Annotated in this window: 18 protein-coding genes; 14 read left to right on the forward strand and 4 right to left on the reverse strand. The window is 60.6% G+C overall.

The window, feature by feature from the left end:
• Nucleotides 1–22: 22 nt before the first annotated feature.
• The 3 genes from fliN to motA form a co-directional block, all read right to left on the reverse strand.
• Entirely contained in the window at nucleotides 23–610 is a 588-nt protein-coding gene (fliN, locus tag RL_RS03685) for a flagellar motor switch protein FliN (protein ID WP_011650469.1), read from the reverse strand.
• A gap of 65 nt (nucleotides 611–675) precedes the next feature.
• Nucleotides 676–1626, reverse strand: a complete 951-nt coding sequence (locus RL_RS03690; protein WP_003545522.1) for a FliM/FliN family flagellar motor switch protein — start codon at nucleotides 1624–1626, stop codon at nucleotides 676–678.
• A complete protein-coding gene (gene motA, locus RL_RS03695; protein WP_011650470.1) occupies nucleotides 1627–2499 on the reverse strand; it encodes a flagellar motor stator protein MotA in 873 nt (290 codons plus the stop codon).
• A 254-nt stretch (nucleotides 2500–2753) separates the two neighbouring features.
• On the opposite strand from motA, the gene flgF reads away from it, so the two are divergent.
• The 13 genes from flgF (at nucleotide 2754) to fliP (ending at nucleotide 11889) form a co-directional block, all read left to right on the forward strand.
• Complete coding sequence (gene flgF / locus RL_RS03700; RefSeq protein ID WP_011650471.1) at nucleotides 2754–3488, forward strand: flagellar basal-body rod protein FlgF; 735 nt, start codon at nucleotides 2754–2756, stop codon at nucleotides 3486–3488.
• A 113-nt stretch (nucleotides 3489–3601) separates the two neighbouring features.
• Complete coding sequence (gene fliI / locus RL_RS03705; RefSeq protein ID WP_011650472.1) at nucleotides 3602–5002, forward strand: flagellar protein export ATPase FliI; 1401 nt, start codon at nucleotides 3602–3604, stop codon at nucleotides 5000–5002.
• A 2-nt stretch (nucleotides 5003–5004) separates the two neighbouring features.
• The gene (locus tag RL_RS03710) at nucleotides 5005–5547 is read left to right on the forward strand and encodes a hypothetical protein (RefSeq protein WP_011650473.1); all 543 of its coding nucleotides are present in this window, start codon (nucleotides 5005–5007) and stop codon (nucleotides 5545–5547) included.
• A 254-nt stretch (nucleotides 5548–5801) separates the two neighbouring features.
• Nucleotides 5802–6194, forward strand: coding sequence for a flagellar basal body rod protein FlgB (gene flgB / locus RL_RS03715; protein ID WP_003545529.1), 393 nt, complete (start codon nucleotides 5802–5804; stop codon nucleotides 6192–6194).
• A 4-nt stretch (nucleotides 6195–6198) separates the two neighbouring features.
• The gene (flgC, locus tag RL_RS03720) at nucleotides 6199–6615 is read left to right on the forward strand and encodes a flagellar basal body rod protein FlgC (RefSeq protein ID WP_003545531.1); all 417 of its coding nucleotides are present in this window, start codon (nucleotides 6199–6201) and stop codon (nucleotides 6613–6615) included.
• Nucleotides 6616–6617: 2 nt separating this feature from the next.
• The gene (locus RL_RS03725; RefSeq protein WP_028743724.1) at nucleotides 6618–6959 is read left to right on the forward strand and encodes a flagellar hook-basal body complex protein FliE; all 342 of its coding nucleotides are present in this window, start codon (nucleotides 6618–6620) and stop codon (nucleotides 6957–6959) included.
• A 19-nt stretch (nucleotides 6960–6978) separates the two neighbouring features.
• Nucleotides 6979–7767: a flagellar basal-body rod protein FlgG gene (flgG, locus tag RL_RS03730; protein ID WP_003545534.1), complete on the forward strand. Its 789-nt coding sequence runs from the start codon at nucleotides 6979–6981 to the stop codon at nucleotides 7765–7767.
• A gap of 16 nt (nucleotides 7768–7783) precedes the next feature.
• A complete protein-coding gene (gene flgA / locus RL_RS03735) occupies nucleotides 7784–8266 on the forward strand; it encodes a flagellar basal body P-ring formation chaperone FlgA (RefSeq protein ID WP_003545535.1) in 483 nt (160 codons plus the stop codon).
• Nucleotides 8263–9384 (forward strand): flagellar basal body P-ring protein FlgI, encoded by a 1122-nt coding sequence (locus RL_RS03740; RefSeq protein ID WP_011650475.1) that lies wholly within the window; start codon nucleotides 8263–8265, stop codon nucleotides 9382–9384. Before flgA ends, RL_RS03740 begins: the two co-directional genes overlap by 4 nt.
• Nucleotides 9381–9923 (forward strand): MotE family protein, encoded by a 543-nt coding sequence (locus RL_RS03745; RefSeq protein ID WP_011650476.1) that lies wholly within the window; start codon nucleotides 9381–9383, stop codon nucleotides 9921–9923. The genes RL_RS03740 and RL_RS03745 overlap by 4 nt, the downstream gene beginning before the upstream one ends.
• Entirely contained in the window at nucleotides 9920–10636 is a 717-nt protein-coding gene (gene flgH, locus RL_RS03750) for a flagellar basal body L-ring protein FlgH (RefSeq protein ID WP_011650477.1), read from the forward strand. Before RL_RS03745 ends, flgH begins: the two co-directional genes overlap by 4 nt.
• A gap of 12 nt (nucleotides 10637–10648) precedes the next feature.
• Nucleotides 10649–11155, forward strand: a complete 507-nt coding sequence (locus RL_RS03755) for a flagellar basal body-associated FliL family protein (protein WP_011650478.1) — start codon at nucleotides 10649–10651, stop codon at nucleotides 11153–11155.
• Nucleotides 11152–11889: a flagellar type III secretion system pore protein FliP gene (gene fliP, locus RL_RS03760; protein WP_003556541.1), complete on the forward strand. Its 738-nt coding sequence runs from the start codon at nucleotides 11152–11154 to the stop codon at nucleotides 11887–11889. The genes RL_RS03755 and fliP overlap by 4 nt, the downstream gene beginning before the upstream one ends.
• Before the next feature lie 145 nt (nucleotides 11890–12034).
• Here the strand turns inward: fliP and RL_RS03765 are convergent, their stop codons facing one another.
• On the reverse strand, nucleotides 12035–14008 hold the full coding sequence (locus RL_RS03765) for a glycosyl transferase (protein ID WP_011650479.1): 1974 nt from the start codon (nucleotides 14006–14008) through the stop codon (nucleotides 12035–12037).
• Nucleotides 14009–14437: 429 nt separating this feature from the next.
• Here RL_RS03765 and RL_RS03770 point away from each other — a divergent pair, with 429 nt between their 5' ends.
• The gene (locus RL_RS03770) at nucleotides 14438–15343 is read left to right on the forward strand and encodes a flagellin (protein WP_011650480.1); all 906 of its coding nucleotides are present in this window, start codon (nucleotides 14438–14440) and stop codon (nucleotides 15341–15343) included.
• The last annotated feature ends 178 nt before the right edge of the window (nucleotides 15344–15521 follow it).

Consider the following 15521-nt stretch of genomic DNA (forward strand, 5'->3'; position numbering starts at 1 on the left):
ACCTCTCCGTCCCACACAGGGATCAGGCTTTTTTCGTACTCAAAACTTCAATCAGTTTCACACCGAATCGCGTGTCGTCGTTATCAAGCACCGTAATTTCGCCGCGGGCAATCCTGCGGCCATTCACCATGATCTCGACCGGTTCACCGATCTTCTTGTCGAGGGCGATCGTCGCCCCTTCGTTGAGGTTCATCAGGCCGGAGACCTGCATGCGGCTGGTGCCGAGCATGATCTGGACGTCGATCGGGATGTCCATGATCAGGTCGAAGTTGGAATTCAAAGCGCTGCCGAGCGGGGCCGGCGACGCCTCGAAGGAGGGGCTGCTCCCGAAGTCCATGCCGGCCGCCGGGCTGGCATCACCGCCGCCGAAGTCGCCGCCGAAATCGTCGCTGCCAAACGGGGTTTCCGAAGTCTCGCCGCCAAAGGCCGCCAGGTCCGTTCCTGCTGCGAAGGGGTCGCTCTGCGGGTCGTCGCCAAACTGCGACAGGTCGCCATCGGCATCCTGCTTCAGCACGCCGCGCAGATCGTCGATCGCCTGGTCGAGATCGGCTTCGCTGCCCGGAAGATCCAGGGAGAGGTCGCTGTTCTGCTGTGTTTTCTTCGTAGCCATGAAATCACTATTCCAGTTGAAACTTGCCTCAAACTGCCTTTGCAGCCCAAAAGCCAGAGAACCGATTAATTCATTAAATGACGGATGAGTTCGTCATCCGAGTTCATCGTATCCTTGACGCGGACCATGTAGTTTTCGCCTGAACGCCCGAACTCGCACACATACAATTCCTTGCTGTTGGCGCTGACCTCGACACGCACGTCGCCGTGGTCGCGGAACGGAATGACGTCGCCGACCATCAGCTTCGATATGGTGCGCAGCGTCAGGTCCTGCAGCCTGATCTTGGCCTCGAGCGTGACATGCGAGCGGCGGACCTGGTCGCCGAGCTGTTCGGTCCATTCCGCTGAGTTGCTGCTGGCCTGGCGTTTCGGCTTCGGCGGCGTCACCTTGGTCTTGAGCAGTGCCGTCTGCGGAACGATCAACGAAAATTCCGAAACGATGCCGGCAAGCGTGATCGACATGTTGATGGCGGCCGCGAATTCATCCGGACGATCCTCCTGCGGCCGGGCGCGCATATCATGGGCGTACGGGGCTGAAAGGCTCGGTTCGAAACCGCCCGGCGCGTTGACGGCCGAGCGCAGCACTTTGGCGATCTTGTCGAAGACCATGACCGCCAGATCGAGCTCGATGATCGACAGCAGCCGGTCGGCCGGTTCCTCGATCGTATCGGCTGTGGCGCCGAGCAGATGCTCCATCAGCGTGATGACGAAGCCGTTGCCGCAGGCAAGCGTAATGTTCTGCGACCAGTTGCGCAGCGTCGCGTCGACGAGTGTGACGTTCGCGCTCAGGTCTTCGATGAGGTGGTTCTTGTAGCCGATCTCGCAGCCGAGATAGTTGACCGTCACGTCGAGGCCGGTCTCGCTTTTGATAACGTCGGGAAAGAATTCGCTGTAGATTTCCCCGAAGGAGCTGCAGATCTTGGCGACCCTGCCTCTGTCGCCAAGCCCGCCTGTCAGCTTGGCGAGGAGGGCAGGATCCATCGCCGGTTTGTCGTGCGAAGCATTGCTCATAGTCATTTAAGCCGCCTTGTTTTCGCCGCCTGGGTTCATCATTTCCTGCTCGACCGCATCGATGGACGGACGCTCGTAAGCCGAGATCGTCTTGCGACCGTATTCGAGAGCGACCTGCGGTACCGAGCCGTTCATATAGGCAAGCAGCGTCTGCTTGACGATGACGTAGAGGCGGTGCTGCTTGTTGCGCACGACCTTGATCTGGGAGACCAGCGGCGAGCAGACGCAGTAGGACAAGAGAATGCCGAGGAAGGTGCCGACGAGCGCCGAGCCGATCAGGTGACCGAGCACTTCGGGCGAATCGTTGATGTGGGCCATCGCCTTGATGACGCCGAGAACGGCCGCGACGATACCGATCGCCGGGAAGGAATCGCCCATGATCTGGATCGCGTGATAGGGCTTCATCTTGTCGTGCATGATGGTGTTGAGCTCTTCATCCATCAGCGCCTCGATCTCGTGGCTGCGGGCGTTGCCGATGATGATCAGGCGCACGTAGTCGCAGATGAACGCCGTCAGTTCCTTGTTCTTCAGAACGGTCGGAGCCGATTGAAAGATCGTCGATTCGGCCGGATTGTCGATATGGGCTTCGATTTCGTTTCGCGACTTGGTACGCAGGTCGCGCATCAGCGAATAGAGCACGCCGAGCGTATCGAGATAGTTACGTTCCTTAGGCACGGCATGCTTGAAGGCTTCGCCGAGCGCCTTGCCGGAATCCTTCACCACCTTCATCGGGTTCGCCATGATGAAGCTGCCGAGACCGGCGCCACCGATGATGACGAATTCGAAGGGCTGGAACAGAGCGTTCACGTCGCCGCCCATCGCCATGAAGCTGCCGATGACACAGCCGCAAGTCACTATAAATCCGATAATGATGTTCATCGTCAGCCCAATCTGAACGTTGCTTTTCATTGAGACCGATAGGGTTTCTGCCTTGCGTGAGGCTGATGAAAGGCCCGCTCGCGAGGCATTTCCGCGTGCCAGCTTCGCGCAAGCATCTGCCGTCAGTCTAAAGGGGACGAATGGGTGCGAGCGCCCGTTTCTGAGATGCCGCCTCAGCGAAATCCCGGCCGAACCACATAAGACGACGCCCGGCCTTTCGTTCCGTTCATCGCCAATGCTTGGAGCTTACCGACATGCAATCCGGTCTTTATGTTTCTCTGTCGTCGCAGATGGCCCTCGAAAAGCGCCTGACCACCATCGCAGACAACATGGCGAACGTGAACACGACCGGTTTTCGCGCCACCGAGGTGAAGTTCGACGAGATGGTGGCAGCCACCAGGAACAAGCTGAACACCAAGGTCGCCTTCGTTTCCCAGGGCAACGACTACCTGAACGAGGGAAATGGCGAGTTGCAGCACACCGGCAACATGCTCGATTTCGCCATCAAGGGGGATGCCTGGTTTGCGCTCGACACGCCGGCCGGCCAGGTTCTGACGCGGGACGGCCGCTTTACGATCAAGGATACCGGCGAACTCGTCTCGATCCGCGGATACCCGGTTCTCGACGCTGGCGGCGCGCCGATCCAGCTCAACACGACAGGCGGCGAGCCGGCCGTCGGCACAGACGGCATCATCTATCAGGGCGGCCGCCAGATCGGCTCTCTCGGCCTGTTCGAGGCCGATGTCAGCAAGGGTTACCTGCGCTACGAAAACAGCGGCATCATGACCACCGAGCAGCCGCGCGCCGTCGTCGACCGCTTCAATGTCGGTGTCGAGCAGGGTTATCTCGAAAACTCCAACGTCAACGCCATGCGCGAGATCACCCAGCTGATCGAGGTCAACCGCGCCTTCGAAAGCGTCTCGTCGCTGATGCGCGACAGCGAGGATTCCTTCAAGGAAGCCGTTCAGACGCTTGGGGGCAGCCGCTAATGCATGTCGCCCAAAAGTGTCCGGCGGTTTTGGGACACGCACAAGAACAACGATCCAAAATACGTCGCATGCAGCAAGCTGCACGCGACGTATTTTAGGGCGGGATTTGAAGCATGAGCACCACGCTACTATCAGTGGACGGTCTTTCTCCGAAGCTGGCGCATCTGTCCGACCTCGTCGACCGATACGCATCGCCGGAGTTCGCGGTTGCCCATGGCGGCCGCGTGCAGACCATCGCTGCCGGCCACTACACGGTTCACGGTCTCTCCCGCCATGTTCGTCTCGGCGAGTTCGTGGCCCATAAATCGGCCACCGGCATCCATCTCGGCGAGGTCGTGCGCGTCGAGCCGGAACTGATATATGTCTGCCCGATCGAACCCGGCGAACCGATCGGCATCCATGATACCGTCATCCGCAAGGGCGCCTTCCGCATTTCACCGACGGACAGCTGGTGCGGGCGCACCGTCAACTCGCTCTGCGAGCCAATCGACGGGTTGGGCCCGATCACCGAGGGCCTCGATCGCCGCTCGATCTCCAATACCGCGCCGCCCTCGATGACCCGCAAGCGTGTCGAGACCGGCTTCAAGACCGGCGTGCGCGCGATCGACATCTTCTCGCCGCTCTGCCTCGGCCAGCGCCTCGGCATCTTCGCCGGTTCCGGCGTCGGCAAGTCGACGCTTCTGTCCATGCTCGCTCGCGCCGATGCCTTCGACAAGGTTGTCATTGCGCTCGTCGGCGAACGCGGCCGCGAAGTGCGCGAATTCATCGAGGATACGCTCGGCAGCAATATGAAAAAGGCGATCGCCGTTGTCGCCACCAGCGACGAGAGCCCGATGCTGCGCAAGATGGCGCCGCTGACGGCGGTCACTATCGCCGAGCATTTCCGCGACAAGGGCGAGAACGTCCTCTTCATCGTCGATAGCGTCACGCGTTTCGCCCATGCGATCCGCGAAGTGGCGACCGCCTCCGGCGAGCCGCCGATCGCGCGCGGTTATCCCGCCTCCGTCTTCACCGAGCTGCCGCGCCTCCTGGAACGCGCCGGTCCCGGTCCGGAGGGCGCCGGCACCATCACGGCGATCATCTCGATCCTCGTCGACGGCGACAATCACAATGACCCGATCGCCGATTCGACCCGCGGCATCCTCGACGGTCATATCGTCCTGCAGCGCAGTCTCGCCGAAGAAGGGCGGTATCCGCCGATCGATCCGCTCGCCTCGATCTCGCGTCTTGCCCGCAAGGCCTGGACGCCGGATCAGGAAAAGCTGGTATCGCGGCTGAAGGTGCTGATCCATCGTTTCGAAGAGACGCGCGACCTGCGCATGATCGGCGGTTACCGCCAAGGTGCTGATCCCGATCTCGACATGGCGATCAAGCAGGTGCCGATTATTTACGACGTTCTGAAGCAGTCTCCGGGCGATCGCGACTCGCTCGACGCTTTCGCCGATCTCGCCGGCGCGCTCAAGGCTGCAGCCGGCATGGGCAATCAGGGCGCACCTATTCAGAGGAGAGGCTAGACGTGGCTGATTTCGACGACGAACGTATCGCTTCCCTGAAGCAGCGCAGGAAAGCCGCCATCCTGGATCGGTTTCTGACCTTCTCCGGCCTCGCGCTTGCCGGCGCCTCCGCCTTCTTTCCCTGGTACGTCTTCTTCAACGCGGACAAATTCGGCATCAATGTCGCCGGCAGCGAGAATTCGCGTGAACTGCCGGATTGGCCGGCCCGCAACGTCTTCAGCGTCTCGCCGCTTGCCATGGTCAACAAGAACGAGGCGGACAAGAAGGCCCCGCCGATCGATCCGCTGACGACGGCGACGGTCTCCGATCTCGGCAAGGAGCGCGATGGCCGCGCCATACAGGAAGATCAGCCTTTCCCCGGCAAATCTTCCTTCCGCCTGCTGCATGTTTCCAACGGCCGGGCGCTGATCGAGGATCCCTCGGGCATGTATGTGGTGCGCATCGGCTCGATCCTGCCCGACGAAAGCCGCCTTGCGACACTCGAGCAGCGCGACGGCAAATGGGTGATCGTCACCTCCAAAGGCGAGATCTACAAGAACAATTGAACCTGTCCGTAACGCCGAAGGCAACAGGGGCTCCGCCGCGAACCGGCCGGAGCCCCCTTTTTTCCTTAAATCGATTCCGACTTAAGAAATGGCGCAGCAATTCAAAGAGTTACAGCGTCCTTGCGCGTCCGAAAGACGCGCGGCACTGTCATCGCGGCGGCCTTCGCCGAAAACCGCCCCGAAGCCTGAATTCCCCGTAAGTCCCACGCAAGATTACCGCACTAGGTTCGGGATAGTAAAAACGGAGAGTTCTCATGCAACCGATCCAACTTTTCGACTTGGCTTCGCGGCAGGCGGAATGGCTGACGATCCGTCAGCAGGTTGTTGCCGGCAACATCGCGAATGCCAATACGCCGAAGTTCCGCGCCAAGGACGTTACGCCCTTTGATGCGGTGCTCGACAATTCCAATATCAACATGGCGCGCACCAATCCGGCGCATCTCAGCGGCAACGATTTCAGCGACAGCGGCGATATCGACGTCAAGGACGCCGCACTCGACCAGGAAATCGGCGTCCAGGAATCCGGCAATACGGTCGGTTTGGCCGAGGAGCTCTCCAAGTCGGGCGATATCAAGCGCCAGTACGATCTGAACACCTCGCTGGTCAGTTCCTTCAACCGCATGATGTTGATGACGGTCAGGAGGTAAAGTCATGGATCCGCTTTCAGCAGCAATGAAAATCGCCGGTTCCGGGCTCGAGGCGCAGTCGACGCGCCTGCGCATCGTTTCGGAAAACATCGCCAACGCCCGCTCGACCGGCGACACGCCCGGCGCCGACCCCTATCGCCGCAAGACGATTACTTTCGGCCAGCAGATGGATCGCAGCAACGGCGTCGAGACTGTCGGCGTCAAAAAGGTCGGCGTCGACGAAGGCGACTTCAGCACTGAATTCGACCCCAGCAATCCGGCTGCGGACCAGAAGGGCGTCGTCAAACTGCCGAACGTCAATATCCTGGTCGAGATGGCCGACATGCGCGAAGCCAACCGCTCGTACGACGCCAATCTGCAGACCATCAAACAGACCCGCGATCTCATCTCCTCCACGATCGACCTCCTGAAGAGCCAATAATAATGATCAGCAGCGTCCAGAATGTCAGCAACCTTTCGATGACCCGTGCGCTCGGCGCCGTCGACACCGAAAATTCCGCCTCGTCGTCTGCCGCCACAATGCCGGGCGCCGCAGGTGCGGCCAATGGCATGAGCTTCGCCTCTGTCATGGGCAACATGGCGAGCGATGCGGTCAACAGCCTGAAGGGTGCGGAAAGCATGTCCTTTGCCGGTATCAAGGGCACGGCGACGACGCGCGAAGTCGTCGATTCCATGCTCCAGGCCGAGCAGACGCTGCAGACCGCCATTGCCATCCGCGACAAGGTCGTCTCGGCCTTTCTCGAAGTCACCAAGATGCAGATGTAACTGATTTGAGGACGAACACATGAGAGCGCTCGCCATCGCAGCAACGGGCATGGATGCCCAGCAGACCAATCTGGAAGTCATCGCGAACAACATCGCGAACATCAATACGACCGGTTTCAAGCGCGCTCGCGCCGAATTCTCGGATCTTCTCTACCAGACCGAACGTGCCAAGGGTGTCGCCAACCGCGCCAACCAGGCCGTCGTTCCGGAAGGTGCCAATATCGGCCTCGGCGTCCAGACCTCGGCGGTCCGCAACCTGCATCTCCAGGGCGAACTGACCCAGACCGGCAACGATCTCGACGTAGCGCTGATCGGCAAGGGCTTCTTCCAGATCCAGTCGACCGACGGTACGACGCTTTACAGCCGCGCCGGCGCCTTCAACAAGAACGACCAGGGCCAGCTCGTCACCATCGACGGCTACGAGGTCCTTCCCGGCATCACCATTCCGACGGGCTCGACCGAACTGACGATTAGCCGCTCCGGCCAGGTCTCGGCCAAGCTGCCGGGAGCGACGGAGGCGACCGAGCTCGGCCAGTTGACTCTTGCCGACTTCGTCAACGAGGCGGGTCTCCAGCCGCTCGGCGACAATCTCTTCCAGGAAACGCCGGCCTCCGGCGAAGCCGTCATCGGCAATCCTGACGAGGAAGGTTTCGCCTACATGAAGCAGGGTTACCTGGAATCTTCGAACGTCGACCCGGTGAAGGAAATCACCGAGCTGATCTCGGCCCAGCGCGCTTACGAAATGAATTCCAAGGTGATCACCACCGCTGATGAAATGGCCTCCATCGTCAGCAAGAACCTGAAGTAAAGGGAAGGGCCGAAACATGATGTTTTGCCGGGCAGGACACATCTCAGGATGGGTGGCGGCAGCCACGATCGCAGTCGCGGGCATTTTCTTGCCCGCGGACGTGGATGCCGGCATGGGTTATGCCGTCGTCCCGACGACGATCATCTACCCCGGCGACACATTGTCGTCGAGCCAGCTTCAGGAGGTCGAGGTCACCAACCCCAACCTCGCCGGCGATTATGCCAAATCCATTTCCCAGGTCGAAGGCATGGTTTCCAAGCGCACGCTGTTGCCGGGCCGCACGATTTCGGTTTCGGGTCTGCGCGAGGCCTATACGGTGACGCGCGGCTCTTCGATCCGCCTGGTCTTATCGCTCGGCGCGATGACGATCTCCGCCGCCGGCACGCCGCTCGAAGACGGCACGATCGGGCAGGTCGTTCGCGCGCGCAATATGGACTCCGGCGTCATCGTCAGCGGCACGGTGCTTGCGGACGGCACGGTCCATGTGAGGGCAAAATGAAATTGTTCTTCCGTTTCGTCACCCTTGTCGCGGTTCTCGCCATGAGCTTGGCTAATGTCGCGCCCGCCTGGGCGCTGACCTCCCGCATCAAGGATATTGCCTCCCTTCAGGCCGGGCGCGATAACCAGTTGATCGGTTATGGCCTCATCGTCGGCCTGCAGGGAACCGGCGACGGCTTCCGTGCCTCGCCCTTCACCGAGCAGTCGATGCGGGCGATGCTGCAAAATCTCGGCATCTCGACGCAGGGCGGTCAGTCCAACGCCAAGAATACCGCGGCCGTGATGGTCACCGCCAACCTGCCGCCCTTCGCAAGTCCCGGCAGTCGTATCGACGTCACGGTGAGCTCGCTCGGCGACGCGACGTCGCTGCGCGGCGGCACGCTCGTCATGACCTCGCTTTCCGGCGCCGACGGCCAGATCTACGCCGTTGCGCAGGGCGCTGTCATCGTCTCCGGTTTCCAGGCGCAAGGCCAGGCGGCGACCGTGACCGAAGGCGTGACCACTGCAGGCCGCGTGCCCGGCGGCGCGATCATCGAACGTGAACTGCCGTCCCGCTTCAAGGACTCGGTCAATCTCGTCCTGCAATTGCGCAACCCAGACTTCTCGACTGCGATCCGTATCGCCGACATCGTCAACGGTTATGCCTCGGCGCGCTTCGGCGGCCCGGTCGCCGAAGCCAAGGATTCACAGGAAGTCGTGATCCAGAAGCCGCGCGCGGCTGATCTCACCCGGCTGATGGCCGACGTCGAAAATCTCATCGTCGAAACCGACACGCCGGCCAAGGTGGTCATCAACGAGCGCACCGGAACGATCGTCATCGGCTCCGACGTCCGCGTCTCGCCGGTCGCCGTCAGCTACGGCACCCTGACGGTTCAGGTCACCGAGACGCCGCAGATCATCCAGCCCGAACCCTTCTCGCGCGGCCGGACCGCCGTCCAGCCGCAGACCGATATCGCGGCCGAGCAGACCGGCGGGCGCGTCGCCATCATCGATGGTCCAGATCTCAGGACCCTTGTCGCCGGCCTCAACAATATCGGTGTGAAACCGGATGGCATCATCGCCATTCTCCAGGGCATCAAGTCGGCAGGCGCCCTGCAGGCGGAGCTTGTGCTGCAATGATTGACATCATCAACCCTGACATGACCGTTCTGCAATTGCTGCGCCGGCTGGCGCTGCCGGCCGCGGGCCTCGTCCTTCTGTCGATCCCCGGCGCCTTCGCGCAGGAACATGCGCCGGCAGGCGACATCACCTCCCAGGATGAGATCAAGCAGTTCTGCACCAACATCGCAGAGCCCGCCCGCGACCAGCGTTACCTCCTGCAGAAGCAGGAGTTGGAAAAGCTTCGCGCCGACATCGACGCCCGCATGGCGGAAATGGACAAGCGCAAGACCGAATACCAGGACTGGCTCAAGCGGCGGGACGATTTCCTGAAGCAGGCGGAAGCCGGCCTCACTGAAATCTACAGGAAGATGAAGCCGGATGCGGCCGCACTTCAGTTGCAGGACATGAAGATCGAGGTGGCCTCCGCCGTGATCATGCGGCTCGGCCCGCGTCAGTCGAGCCTCATCCTCAACGAGATGGACCCTGAGAAGGCCGCGGTCATCGCCAGCGTCATCGCCAGTGCGTCCGATCCCAATACGTCGAAGGATCCTTCATGAATATGCGTTTCCCGGCCGCGATCGCCGCCCTCGCACTCCTTGCGGGTTGCCAGTCTCCGACGGCGGTCAGCGAGATCGGCCGTGCGCCTGCCATGAGCCCGATCGGCAGCGGCCTCGCCTACGGTCAGACGCCACAGATGGCGCTTTATCCGAAGCAGCCGCGCGCCGTGGCGCAGGGTTATTCGCTGTGGAGCGATTCGCAGGCCGCCCTCTTCAAGGATGCGCGCGCGCTCAACGTCGGCGACATCCTGACCGTCGACATCCAGATCAACGACAAGGCCTCCTTCGACAACGAGACCAACCGCAGCCGCACGAATTCGAGCGGCATGAACTGGGACGTCAACGCCCAGATCTTCGGCTGGACGCCCGAGTCGAAGACCGACCTGACTTATGGCTCAGACACCAGCACCGACGGCAAGGGCAAGATCGAGCGCACCGACAAGCTCACCCTTCTGGTCGCCGCCGTCGTCACCGGCATTCTCGAAAACGGCAACCTCGTCATCTCGGGCTCGCAGGAAGTTCGCCTGAACCAGGAACTGCGCATCCTGAACGTCGCCGGTATCGTTCGCCCGCAGGACGTCAATGCCGACAACCAGATCTCCTACGACAAGATTGCCGAAGCCCGCATCTCCTACGGCGGCCGCGGCCGCCTGATGGAAGTGCAGCAGCCTCCGCGCGGCCAGCAGGCCGTCGATCTTTTCTCGCCGCTTTGAGGCTGAACGACGATGGCAGAGCCAGACGCAAGCGCAGGTCAATCGCACAAGAAATCCGGCTCGCTGATGACGATCATCGGCATCGCCGTCCTGACCCTGCTCGGCGCCGGCGGCGGCTGGGCGGTCGGTACGATCGTCGCACCCAACATCAAGGGTGCCAAGGAGGTCGAGCAGGCCAAGGATGCGGAGGCGAAGAAGAAGGCCGAGGAAGGCCTGGCGCGCATCTCGACCGAGGCCAACAACGTCGTCCAGCTCGAGCCGATCACCTCGAACCTCGCCTACCCCTCAGAAAACTGGGTGCGACTCGAAGTCGCGCTGCTGTTCAACGGGCCTCCGGATGTCAAGGTTTCCGAGGATATTCACCAGGATATCCTCGCTTATATCAGGACCGTTTCCCTCCAGCAGATCGAGGGACCGCGGGGCTTTCAATATCTCAAGGATGACATACAGGAACGTGTTGACCTGCGCTCGCAAGGGCGGGTATCGAAGGTCATGTTCAGGACATTTGTCATCGAATGATTCGTCTCATAGTCTTCCTTGCCGCCATGATGGCGGTACCGGAACTGGCGGTGGCACAGCAGCTGCCGACTGACTTGTTGAACGTGCCGGTCGATGGCTCCGTCGCTGCCTGGATCATCCGCACATTCGGCCTGCTGACCATTCTTTCGGTCGCGCCGGGTATCCTGATCATGGTGACGAGCTTTCCGCGCTTCATCATCGCCTTCTCGATTCTGCGCTCAGGGATGGGCCTCTCCTCCACGCCCTCCAACATGATCCTCCTGTCGCTGTCGCTGTTCATGACCTTCTACGTCATGTCGCCGACCTTCGATCAGGCCTGGCAGAACGGCGTGCAGCCGCTGCTTGCCAATCAGATCAACGAGACCGAGGCGGTCCAGCGTATCGCCGAACCCTTCCGCACCTTCATGGCGGCCAATACCCGCGACAAGGATCTGGCGCTCTTCGTCGATCTCGCGCGCGAACGCGGACAGAATATCCAGACGACCGATCCGATCGACTACCGCGTGCTGATCCCGGCCTTCATGATTTCCGAGATTCGCCGTGGCTTCGAGATCGGCTTCCTGGTCGTGTTGCCGTTCCTCGTCATCGACCTCATCGTCGCAACCATCACCATGGCGATGGGCATGATGATGCTGCCGCCGACCTCGATCTCGCTGCCTTTCAAGATTCTCTTCTTCGTGCTGATCGACGGCTGGAACCTGCTCGTCGGCAGTCTGGTGCGCTCGTTCAGCTGACCGGCTGCCGCCGCTTGGATATTCGCCAATGAGAAAACCCGTCGGAAATTGCTCCGGCGGGTTCTTTCACTATGCAACAATTCAAAGTGCTACAGCGTCCTTTACCCGTCTGAAAGACGCGCGACGCTGTAGCGGTCGAAAAGCCTCACTCGGCGGCGAACGGCGCCGTGCGCGGCGGCAGCGCCGGAATGTCCATGTGATCGGGTGCAAGACCCTGCCTGGCGCGCTCGGCCATGACTTCATAGGCGTTCTCCAGGTGGTCGCAGAACCGTTCGGCATCGAAGAGCGGTGCGATATAACGCTTCTCCTTGAGATGCGCCTTGTATTCGGCGATCCGCCCGGGATTCTCAGCCAGTTCGACGGCCATATCCTCATAGGCCTGCAGGTCGGGCGCGACGAGGTCGGGCAGGTCGATGGCCCTGAGCAGGCTCTCGCTGACTCGTGACGCGAAGTTGGTACCCTTGACGGTCAGAACCGGCAGGCCGCCCCAGAGCTGCTCCGAGGTGGTCGTGTGGCCGTTGACGGGGAAGGTATCGATGCCGAGGTCGGCCGCCTGCTGGCGGTCGATGTGCTGTTCATAGGGCGCGCGCGGGCAGAAGATGATCCGCTTGGGCGAAATGCCTGCCCCCTGGAATTGCTTCAGAAGGTTTGCCTGGTTGCGCGGCGTATTCGCCATCAACCAGAGTACGCTGTTTGGGGCGCGCTTCAGGATACGGCACCAGCTGCCGATCGTCTCCGGCGTGATCTTACGGTTACCGTTGAAGGACGCGAAAATGAAGGCGTCTTCCGGCAGGCCGAGTTGCTCGCGGGTGACAGGACGCGGCTTCGGACGATGCATCGGGTCGTTCGGCTGGTAGCTCTCCGGCAGCCGGCAGAACTTCTCATGGTAGAAGGGCTTGGCCACCTCGGGTAGGACGAAATGGTCGCCGATGACGTAGTCGAGGTCGACATTGACCGTACTGCCGGGGAAACCGAGCCAGCCGACATGCACCGGTGCGAGCGGCAGGTTGAAGGCCGTCGCGCGACTGCCCGACGTGTGGCCCTTCAGGTCGACCATGATGTCGATATTGTGCTCGCGCACCACTTCCAGCACCGCCTGATCGGAAAAGCCGTGAACGGTGACGATCCGGCCCCAGCGGCTGCGGTCGATCGTGTTGTGCTTGAGGTATTCCGGGCCCGTATGGCAGAAGAGCGTCACCTCGAACCGGTCCTTGTCGTGCAGTTCGAGGATGCGCTGCAAGAGCTTCATCGTTGCGTGGCGATCCCAGAAGTCTGATGACATGTAGCCGATACGGATCTTGTCCGACCAACTGTGCGGCTGGTTACGGCGGAAGGCCACCCGTTCCTGGTTGAGGGGGGTGGTGCCGATCGTCGCATACCGGTTGAAGTCTTCGTTGCCGCACCAGTGCAGATGATAGAACGGGTTGTCCTTGCGCAGGATCTCGATATCGCCCTTTGCAAGGGCCGCGTCGATCACCGCCTGATGCTTGTTCGCCTCTTCGAACTCATTGAATTCGCGAGCGAAAACAAGGTGAAGGAAGCGAAATGCGAGGTTGCCGGGAAAACGCTTGAAGATGTTGCGCGCGAGGTTCTGGTTGGTTGCGTCGTTCAGATCGTCGCTCAGCAGCAGGGCCGCCAGGCGCATATGATCGGGATTGGCACTCTGCGACAGCACCGTCTTGAACGGGCGGATGATATCCCGCTGCTGGCGCTTCAGATAGATCGCGGTGATGATGAAGGCGAGCTCCGGGTCTTCCTGCGCCTTGGTGAGGTTTCGCATGGCGATCAGCAGAGCATCGTCCTCGTTGCCGGTCTCGTAATGCAGCTTGGCAGCCTGTTTCTGGTATTCGTAGGAATTCGGTCCTTCGCAGTTGCCGGCCAGGCCATAGGCTTTCGCGGCATCGGCCTTGAAGCCGAGCTGCACGAGGTTCTTGGCCAGCAGCGCATAGGTCTTGGCGTCCGGCTGGATGTCCATCAACTGGTTGAGCGTCGCCAAGGACTGTGTGTAGCGGCCCATCTGGTAATCCTTGGATGCCGCAGAGAACGAAACTTTGCTGTTCAAAACCCAACTCCGTGAAGGAAATGTTCTGGCATGGCTGTCGATCGCCGAAGCGCGCATGGACCGTCCTCCCAAAACGAGGTCAGTCCGATGATGCTAATCCGGCATCTGCCATACTGGCATTCGAAGCTTGCTTGAAACCGGTGGCGCGATGAATACCTGCTTTGTCCGGAAAGCCTCGACTGTCCCAGGAAAGCGCCCCTTCCGCCGGTAAAATTCGCTTTTGCCGCTCGAATTCGGATGCCAAAAATTATCTTCAGCAGGCATTAACTAAGCCTTGTGAGAAGGCATTAACTATGCCCTGCGAGGAGCCGGCCGAGGGTCTGTATTTTTAAGGAGTTGGCAAGCATTGGCTGCGAGATTGCCCTGGACATGACGGGTTTGGGCCAAACAAAACAGGCGCCGAGTAGCATGAAGCTGGTCCGTCATCGCCGGTACTATAGTCCGGTATGTCCTCCTTTTTGTATCTAGTTTCCAGGGGACAGACTTATGACAAGCATTAACACGAATTCTTCCGCACAGGCCGCTCTCCAGACGCTGCGCAGCGTCAACCAGAACCTGAACAACACGCAGAACCACGTTTCTTCTGGTTACCGTGTTGAAAAGGCTTCGGACAACGCTGCTTACTGGTCGATCGCAACGACCATGCGTTCGGACAACAAGGCTCTCTCGGCCGTCTCCGACGCTCTCGGCGTAGGCGCCGCCAAGGTCGACACTGCTTACACCGCCATGGACAGCGCCATCGACGTCGTCGGCGACATCAAGGCGAAGCTCGTTGCCGCCACTGAAAACGGCGTCGACAAGGCCAAGGTCCAGGAAGAAATCGGTCAGCTGCAGCAGCAGCTCCTGAGCATCGCTCAGTCGGCTTCCTTCAATGGGGAAAACTGGGTTGCTGGCGCTGACGGCACCAAGAGCGTCGTCTCCTCGTTCGTCCGTGACGGCTCCAACGCCGTTTCGATCACCACGACCGACTATATTCTCGACAGCGGCTCTGCAGGCAACGTTCTGTTCGGCATGAGCGGCGGCTCGGTCGAAACCTCCACGGGTATCCTCGGTACTTCGACTGGTGCGACCGGTTCGATCTACGCGATGGACATCACCAGCTTTACGTCCGGCCAGATCCAGTCGGCTCTGACCAACGTTGAAGCGGCTCTGAAGGCCATGACCAGCGCCGGCGCTGCTCTCGGCTCGCTCTCCAGCCGCATCGACGCCCAGGACGACTTCGTCTCCGCTCTCAGCGACTCGATCGACTCCGGTGTCGGCCGTCTCGTCGACGCCAACATGGAAGAAGAGTCCTCCAGGCTCAGCGCCCTGCAGACCCAGCAGCAGCTGGCGATCCAGTCGCTGTCGATCGCGAACTCCTCTTCGCAGAACATCCTGTCGCTCTTCCGCTAAGACCGGTCGGCACAAGGTTTCCAAGTCTCGCGGCCGGGTCATCCCCGGCCGCGAAATATTTTAATATAAGGTTAATGAAAATCCTTCTAACCATCAGATATTTTTAAGTAATTTCCAATTCGAATTCAGCTTTCCTTAACCATCTTGGTGTTTTCTAGGCCCATCGAAACGGCGAGTT

Origin of the sequence: Rhizobium johnstonii 3841, from assembly GCF_000009265.1 — a bacterium.
Lineage (GTDB): Bacteria > Pseudomonadota > Alphaproteobacteria > Rhizobiales > Rhizobiaceae > Rhizobium > Rhizobium acaciae.